A 9,177-nucleotide genomic window follows, 5' to 3' on the forward strand; every position below is an offset into this window, starting at 1 on the left:
AATATTTGGCATTAAAAACGGTGTAATTTTCGGCAGTCGCATCTTCAACTACAAAATCAGATTTCTCTCTGTTTACCGTTACTTGTCTAAAAAGCAGCGTTTGTTTTCTGTTATCACGTAAATTATTTTGTCTAAAACGTAACGAAACCGATGGGTTATATCTCGTGTAAACAGCATCTGGCGCATAATGAAACAACGAACCACTAAAAGAATAGCGCACTTGAAATAATCTACTATCTCTATTGAATTGGTTAACAGAAACTACTCCAGAACCTGATAATGATTGGGTTTTGGTACTATACGATGGATTTAAATCGAATATAAATGGCTTGTCTAAAATGGTTTTATTGTGAAAACGCATTCCAGGAAGTAAGCCGTCATAAATATTGAATTTTAAAGTAGGCACATACAAAATTTGATTATAAAAAGGATCTTCTAAATCCTTCATGAAATTAAATTTTACTGGTTTGTTGCTGATTCTAAAAGGTTTTAGCGATTGCCAATTGTTGCGAAGATTAAACTCTGGAACTTCATTTTTATAATTGATAACGATTTTATCGGCTTGTTTTCTTTCAAAAGTATAAACGCTGTCTTTCTTAACTTCTTCAATCCATTTTTTAAAAACAACCTCTTTGCCTTTCAATCCATAAATCGGAATAGGAACGTTGGTTGTTGTTTTATTGGTTAATGAAAAGGAAATGCTGTCTTTGGTTTTGGTAAGTTTATCAAATTTATAATCGATAATGTCTCTAGAATCAATGATTGTTTTAAAATACCAATCGATATTTTTAGTTGAATTTAAGAAAATGATGCTTTCAAAATCTCTTCTAGAAGTTTGATGATTTTTATTTAAACTATAAAAATACTTGATGCTTTTTGGTACAATATCTTCTTCTAAAAAGCTATCTAAATATTTCAAACTCAATCCAGCTCTGTATTTTGAAGCGATTTTTTCGTTGAATTTAATTAAAGTATTCTTCGGACTTCCAAGTGGTTGATCGAGGTTTTTTCGTGCCATTAGCATATAAAAATAACTGTATTGCTCATTGAAATCTAACGAAACCAAGTTATAACCGCGAATCAATTTGATTTTTGAAACATTACCCATCATTTTCATATTGGGATAATAATTATCAATGTATTTCATCATCGTATAGATTTGAATTCCATCGATTAACCAATTGTCTTTTCGCGAATCTATTTTTAATGTATTTTTTAAATAGTTGTTGAGATAGGTTTTTAGAAACTTTAATTCATACAAAAAACTATCTTCAAACGGACTAATAAATGATGGCAATTGATTCAAACCATAAAACGGATTTCGCTCATAATCTATTTGAGAAACGGTGATGTTGTCGTGCGGATAGCGACCAATATTTTCGGTTACATAATTAACAACTTTATCAATTGCTAAAGATTTCTGAATGATGTCTAATCGATTGTCTTGTAAGTTGCAATAAACAGTTAAATCATTGTTTATAAAGCTAGAAAAGGTGATTTTTTTTTCTAAATACATGGAAAAATCCAATCTATTTTTTCCTGTTAAAGTATAAATCGAATTAGATATACCAACCTGATTTAATTCAGAAAACAAAGTAAAACCATTAGGAACTTTTACCTCCAAATCATAATTGGACAATGAGTTATTTATGTCATCAAGATTTACGTTGCTGTATTTTATAAAACCGTCATCTTCATAACGTGCAGGCGTTAAAAAACAGTTTTTGAGATAAATACTTTCATCAGAACTATAGCCATATTTTGTAAATTTATCACTCGGAATTTTTACAACATAAGTCAAAGTTAGTTTTGCAGATTGATGCGGAAATATCAAATTATTAAGTTGTATTTCAACTAAATCGGGTTTGTCTTTTGGTCGGCTCCAATTTAAGAGAAACTTATTTTCATCTACAATTGATAATGCCGAAGTTCCGCCACGTTCTTTATCGGAAGCTAAATGAAAATTTCTAATAAATTCATCTGAAAATCGTTTGCCAAGCGGCGTATTTTTATCGGAATAAGCGTTGTTCCAATCGTTTAAAATGATGCTCGAAATGGTATCGTTAGATTGGTTAGAAAAAGTTAATTCTTGGTATACATTTAAAGTCTTTTTCTCGACATCTACATCAACCATCATTTTGGAGTGATGTTGTGCAAACGAGGCAAAATGGACTAAAAATACTATGTAAATTATCTTTTTCAATTAACTTTTTTAGGTTTAAAATAGGCGTTGAACACTACTTTGGTAAATTCTATTGCGCCGTCTTTGTTCATGTGACCACAAGTTGCAAAATACTTATCATCGGTAACTGCATTCTCAAAGCTACGTATTTCTGGATAGACTAGTTTTATTTGATCAAAATACTCGCGATTTATTGTCGACATGCAAATAGGCGTCGTTATTGCTATCAAATTTATATTATTCTCTTGACAAAGTTTCTTAATTTCGTCATAAGATTTATTGCGTTTTGGACTGTATTTTGATAAATCGGCTGGAACTAAAGGTCGTACATTTTTCGTTAATGGATTAAAACCATCTAATGATAATGCATTTGTTGGTTTGTGAATAGCTGAATTATAAGCTTCTCTAAACCCAATTCGAGCATCATAATTCATGTAACGATAAAACGGAATATAGAGTAATTTAGGATATTCATCAATGTTTTTATAATGATTTCTAATGATTTCCGATTGATGAATGTAAGGCATAAACAACGAACGAATCGCTTCGGAATGATCGTTGGTGTTGATGTTTAAATCGACTTGAAGAATAAGGTTTTTGATTATGTATTTTCGTTCAATCATCAGTTTTAACATCAAAGCAGACTCATCTAATCTTGAACGAGTGATACCAAAATTGAATGTTTTGTATCCGTTATCGTTGAAAATTTTCGGAACAAAATGATTGTTAACTCGTGATGAACCCAAAAAAACTACATCGTATTCTTTATCTTTCGAATTGTATAAAAAATCTATTTTAGATCTCGAATCAGATTGCATGAAAACAGCGGTGTACAAGACATCAAGCAAAATCATAGTAATAATGATAATTGCCAAACCTTTTGCTAAAAATATAATAAACTGCCTCATTAATATTAGAATTGGAAATAAATAAATTCTTTATAATCAGAAAAAACGCCTAAAGCCAAAATTGCAGCAATGCACAATCCTAATTTTAACCAACTGTGTTTTCCGGAAATAGGTTCGATTTTGGAACGATTATTCCATTCGACTAAAATGAAAACTACAAGTAACGTTAACAATTCGTGATTGTATCGTTCAATTTTGAAATATTGAGATGAAAAATCTAAGTTTTCAAACATTCTTGTGATGTAATTTATAGCATCGGTTATGGTTTTGGATCTAAAAAATATCCAAGCAAAACACGTTATGGAAAACGTCATTAGAATATTTAAAAGCGTTCTTACTGATTCAAAATTAATGCCTAAGGTGAAATCATCTACATTTTTTCGGTTTCTGTTTAATAACAAAAGCGGTAGAAAATACAGCGCGTTGATAAAACCCCAAGCTACATAAGTCATGTTTGCTCCGTGCCAAAAACCACTTACTAAAAAGATAATGAACGTGTTTCTAACTTGAAACAGTTTATTGCCTTTGCTTCCTCCAAGCGGAATGTATAAATAATCGCGAAACCAGGATGAAAGCGAAATGTGCCATTTGCGCCAAAACTCAGCAATATCTCGTGAAAAATAAGGATAATTGAAGTTTTTTAGAAGGTCAATTCCGAAAAGTTTTGAGGTTCCCAAAGCAATATCAGAATAACCTGAAAAGTCACCATAAATTTGAAATGCAAAATAAACCGCACCTAAAACCAATGATAATGAATTCGCATTTTGATAGTTATCGAAAATTTCGTTGGCGTAAATAGCACACGAATCGGCGATGACTACTTTCTTTACCAAACCCCAAACTATTTGATAAATTCCTTCTTTGGCTTTATTGAAATTGAATTTTCTTCTAACTTTTATTTGTGGTAATAGGTGAGTGGCACGTTCAATTGGTCCAGCAACTAATAGCGGAAAATAGCTTACAAACAGCGAATAATCGACGAAATTTTTCTCCGATTTTATTCTGCCATAATAAATGTCGATGATGTAGGATAAACCATGAAACGTGTAAAAGGATATTCCAACAGGAAGAATTAATTTCAGTAAAATTGGACTTGCCGTCATGCCAAACGATTGCACTAATTCGGCAAAAGAAGCTGCAAAAAAGTTGTAGTATTTAAATATTCCTAGAAATCCTAAATTGATGGAGATGCAAATCCACAGCCATAATTTTCGTTCTGATTGGGTTTTACTTTGTTCGATTTTCATCGCCGAAACATAATCCAATAAAGTAGAAAAAACCAAAAGAAAAAGAAAGCGCCAATCCCAGCAAGAGTAGAAATAATAACTCGCTAAAATTAATATATAGTTCTGATTGATTTTAGATTTATGACCAACAAACCAATACATAATAAAAACGATTGGAAGGAAAATGGCGAAATGTAAGGAGTTAAAAAACATAGCAATACGAATTTTCAAAAATCAAATTCCAAACCCCAAAGATACTAATTGGAATTTGGAATTTTATAGTTTTGAATTTCAGTTAGAAGTTCGGACTTAAATTGTATTTTTTATAGAATCGATCTAATTCTGCTACTACTTCGTCTTCGGTATCGACAATTTTAATCAAATTTAAATCTTCGATATTGGCGTTTTTATGCTCTTCAATCATAACAGTTTTAACCCAATCCATCAATCCAGACCAATAACTTGAACCAACTAAGATAATTGGAAATTTCCCGATTTTCTTAGTTTGAATTAATGTGATTGCTTCAAACATTTCGTCTAAAGTTCCAAATCCGCCAGGCATAACTACAAATCCTTGAGAATATTTTACAAACATTACTTTTCGAACAAAGAAGTAGTCAAAATTCAAGTTTTTATCTTTATCGATGTACGGATTGTAATGTTGTTCGAATGGCAATTCAATATTTAAACCAACAGAAGTTCCTTCGCCACGATGCGCGCCTTTGTTTCCAGCTTCCATAATTCCTGGTCCACCACCAGTGATAACTCCATATCCGGCTTTACTGATTTTGTAGGCAATACTTTCGGCAAGCAAATAATATTTATTGTCAGGTTTTGTTCTCGCCGATCCAAAAATGGAAACGCATGGACCAATTCTAGCCATAGATTCGTAACCATTTACAAACTCAGACATGATTTTGAAAATCGCCCAAGAATCGTTGGTTCTAATTTCGTTCCAAGTTTTTTGCGTTAATTTATCCTGAATTTTATCGTCTTCGTTGTTGTATTCGTTATTTGACATATCTATTTTTGTTTTTAATTTTTTTCAGCTTGCTAAATTAGTTCTTTCTTTAAAAACTGCGCAGTATAGCTTTTTTTATTTTTCACAATTTCTTCTGGAGTTCCTTTGCATAGAATTTCTCCGCCGCCTTTTCCGCCTTCCATCCCAACATCAATAATGTAATCGGCTAGTTTTATTACATCTAAATTATGTTCGATAATTAATACCGTATTACCTTTATCAACCAACTTTTGAATTACGTCCATTAACACACGAATGTCTTCAAAGTGCAAACCAGTTGTAGGTTCGTCCATGATATAAAAGGTGTTTCCGGTATCTTTTTTAGATAATTCGGCTGCCAATTTTATACGTTGTGCTTCACCACCAGAAAGTGTGGTACTTTGTTGACCAAGCGTAATATATCCTAATCCGACATCTTGAATTGTTTTCACTTTTCGATAAATCTTCGGAATCATTTCAAAGAAATCTACGGCTTCGTCAACCGTCATGTTCAATACATCCGAAATTGATTTTCCTTTGTATCTAATTTCTAATGTTTCTCTGTTGAAACGTTTTCCCATGCAAGTTTCGCATTCGACGTACACATCGGGTAAAAAACTCATTTCGATCGTTCGAACACCAGAACCTTCACAGGTTTCACATCTTCCGCCAGCAACATTAAAACTAAATCGTCCTGCTTTGTAACCACGAATCATCGCTTCTGGAGTCATTGTAAACAACGATCTAACTTCTGAAAAAACATCGGTATAAGTCGCAGGATTTGAACGCGGAGTTCTTCCAATCGGACTTTGATCGATATCGATAACTTTATCGATGTGTTCTAATCCTTCAATTTTTTTATAAGGTTGTGGCTTTTTTACACCATTGTAAATATGAGCGTTTAAAATAGGGTAGAGCGTTTCATTTATTAAAGTCGATTTGCCACTTCCAGAAACTCCGGTTACACAAATTAGTTTTCCTAATGGAAATTCAACGGTTACATTTTTTAGATTATTTCCGCTTGCACCAGATAATTTAATTGATTTTCCATTACCGTCACGACGCTTTTTAGGAACTTCGATTTTTAATTCGCCGTTCAAATATTGTGCAGTTAACGTATGTTCTTTTAATAACTCTGCAGGTGTTCCTTTACTAATAATTTCACCGCCATATTTCCCTGCTTTCGGACCAATATCAATTACATAATCGGCACATTCAATCATGTCTTTATCGTGTTCAACGACTAAAACCGAGTTGCCAATATCACGTAGATTTTTTAGTGAATTAATCAATCGTTCGTTGTCGCGTTGGTGCAAACCGATACTTGGTTCGTCCAAAATATAAAGTACTCCAACTAGTTGCGAACCAATTTGAGTTGCCAATCTAATACGTTGTGCTTCGCCACCCGAAAGTGATTTGGAACTTCTATTTAATGATAAATAATTTAGTCCAACATCTAATAAAAATTTCAGTCGGTCGTTAATTTCTTTTAGAATTTCAGTGGCAATTGTTTTTTGTTTTTCTGATAATTTTGGAGGTAAATTTTGAAACCATTCGGTTAGTTCAGAAATATCCATTGCAGATAATTCGGCTATATTTTTATCTTCAATTTTAAAGAAAAGCGATTCTTTTTTCAATCGAGAACCATGACATTCGGGACAATTTATTTCGTCCATAAATTCTTTCGCCCATCGTTTTATTGAAGTCGAATTGCTTTGATCAAATTGATTTTTAATGAATTTAGAAATACCTTCAAAATCGATTTTATAATCTTTGGTGACACCAGCGGTTTTTGAAACTACCGAGAATTTTTCGTTTCCACCGTTCAAAATCATTTCCATTGCTTCTTCAGAAATGGTTTCGATGGCATCGGTTAATTTGAAATTATATTTTTCTCCAATAATTTCCAATTGCTTGAACATCCAAGAACTTTTAGATTCGCCAAGAGGAGCAAGGCCACCTTTATTAATGGACAATTTTGGATTTGGAATTATTTTATTTCTGTTGATTTCGTTTATAATTCCTAAACCATTACAATGTTCGCAAGCACCTTTTGGTGAATTGAATGAGAACAAATTGGGTTCTGGATTTTGATAGGAGATTCCAGTTGTAGGACACATTAACGTTCTACTAAAAAAGCGTACATCATCACTTTCATGTTCAATTACCATCATCACATCTTCGCCATGATACATTGCGGTTTTGATACTTTCAGATAAACGTTTGTCGGTATCATCATCATTTTCTACTTGCAATCGATCAATTACAATTTCGATATCGTGTGTTTTGTATCGGTCGAGTTTCATTCCGGTTGTGATGTCTTTTATCTCACCGTTCACTCTAACTTTTACAAAACCTTGTTTGGCTATTTGCTGAAATAATTCGGCATAATGACCTTTTCTAGCTCGGATAATTGGAGCTAAAACATTAATTCGTTTTCCGATAAAATTTTCTTTAATCAATTCCTTGATTTGCTCATCAGAATACGAAACCATCTTTTCGCCAGTGTTGTAACTAAAAGCGTCGCCTGCACGAGCGTATAACAAACGTAGAAAATCGTATATTTCTGTAATGGTTCCAACGGTTGATCGAGGAGATTTGCTAGTAGTTTTTTGTTCGATAGCAATTACAGGCGAAAGTCCGTCAATTTTATCAACATCTGGACGTTCCAAACCTCCAAGAAACTGACGTGCATAGGCAGAGAAAGTTTCTATGTAACGTCGTTGACCTTCGGCATAAATTGTATCAAACGCCAACGATGATTTGCCAGATCCAGAAAGTCCAGTAATTACTACTAGTTGTTCTCTTGGAATTGTGATATCAATGTTTTTGAGATTGTGAACTCGAGCACCAATTACTTCAATCGTATTTTCGTTTTCTAGCATAATTTTAGTGAAAACGCAAAAGTACGATTTTGTGCGTTATTTTTAGATAGACTGTTAAGAAGAATTTGTTAAAGGTTTCGCTTGAGTTTTATTGATAATTTTAATCTTTATATAAAAAAAAACACCCAACAAATGTTGAGTGCTTTCCGGGGTTTAAATAATATTTATAATTACAATTTCGTAATAATAAATTCAGATCTTCTATTGGCTTGGTGTTGTTCTTCGCTACAATTTGATTTGTTTGTAGGTTCACATCCGCAATCGTTTACTAGTTGCGATTCACCATATCCTTTTCCTGTTAATCTTGATTTTGCAATTCCTTTAGACACTAACCAAGCAATTGTTGATTTTGCTCTTCTGTCTGACAATGCAGCGTTGTATGCAGCAGTTTGACGACAATCAGTATGCGAACGAACATCGATTTCCATCGTTGGGTTTTCATTCATTAAATCTAAAATTTTAGATAATTCGAATGCTGCATCTGGACGAATAAATGATTTGTCTAGGTCGAAATAAATAATTTTGATTCCGAATGCTTTGGCAACATCGTCACCAACAGTAACTTTTTTAACAGCCTTTTCAAGTTCAATTGGAACAAATGTTTTTCCAGTTTCTTCTGCTGTTATAGTTGCAGTTTCTTTGGTAGTGTATTCTGGTCGTTGTGTAATTAAATAAAATTTAGTTCCACAAGCTACCATTCCGAAATCGAATTTACCTTCAGAATCAGTAATTAATTCTTTGATAAATTTATGATTTTGATCTTCCAGTGTAACTTTAGAATTTGCAATAACTACACCAGTTTCTTGATCAGTTACAACACCAGCTAATAATTGCTCGCATTCTAACTTTTTAGTTTCTTGAAATCTGTAGATGTCATCGCTACCTTGACCGCCATCTCTATTAGAAGTTACATAACCAATTCTAGATTTAGCATCAATTAAATATCCAAAATCGTCTTTAGAACTGTTTAATGGTT

At 32.8% G+C, this 9,177-nt stretch carries 6 protein-coding genes; all 6 read right to left on the minus strand.

Annotation, left to right across the window (positions count from 1 at the left end):
- The coding region (locus tag DIU01_RS03935; RefSeq protein WP_367221719.1) for an aminopeptidase at positions 1 to 2,203 on the minus strand (2,203 nt) is incomplete at its 3' end.
- Positions 2,200 to 3,090 carry a hypothetical protein gene (locus tag DIU01_RS03940; protein WP_290831944.1) on the minus strand — a complete coding sequence of 297 codons (891 nt, stop codon included), beginning with the start codon at positions 3,088 to 3,090 and terminating at the stop codon, positions 2,200 to 2,202. The genes DIU01_RS03940 and DIU01_RS03935, both read right to left, overlap by 4 nt.
- Before the next feature lie 5 nt (positions 3,091 to 3,095).
- Positions 3,096 to 4,529 (minus strand): MBOAT family protein, encoded by a 1,434-nt coding sequence (locus tag DIU01_RS03945; protein WP_290831945.1) that lies wholly within the window; start codon positions 4,527 to 4,529, stop codon positions 3,096 to 3,098.
- A gap of 82 nt (positions 4,530 to 4,611) precedes the next feature.
- On the minus strand, positions 4,612 to 5,337 hold the full coding sequence (locus DIU01_RS03950) for a TIGR00730 family Rossman fold protein (protein ID WP_290831946.1): 726 nt from the start codon (positions 5,335 to 5,337) through the stop codon (positions 4,612 to 4,614).
- A gap of 32 nt (positions 5,338 to 5,369) precedes the next feature.
- The gene (uvrA, locus tag DIU01_RS03955) at positions 5,370 to 8,201 is read right to left on the minus strand and encodes an excinuclease ABC subunit UvrA (RefSeq protein WP_290831947.1); all 2,832 of its coding nucleotides are present in this window, start codon (positions 8,199 to 8,201) and stop codon (positions 5,370 to 5,372) included.
- A 170-nt stretch (positions 8,202 to 8,371) separates the two neighbouring features.
- A partial coding sequence (locus DIU01_RS03960) for an OmpA family protein (protein WP_290831948.1) occupies positions 8,372 to 9,177 on the minus strand: 806 nt, incomplete at its 5' end.

It is taken from the genome of Flavobacterium sp., from assembly GCF_003525665.1.
Lineage (GTDB): Bacteria > Bacteroidota > Bacteroidia > Flavobacteriales > Flavobacteriaceae > Flavobacterium.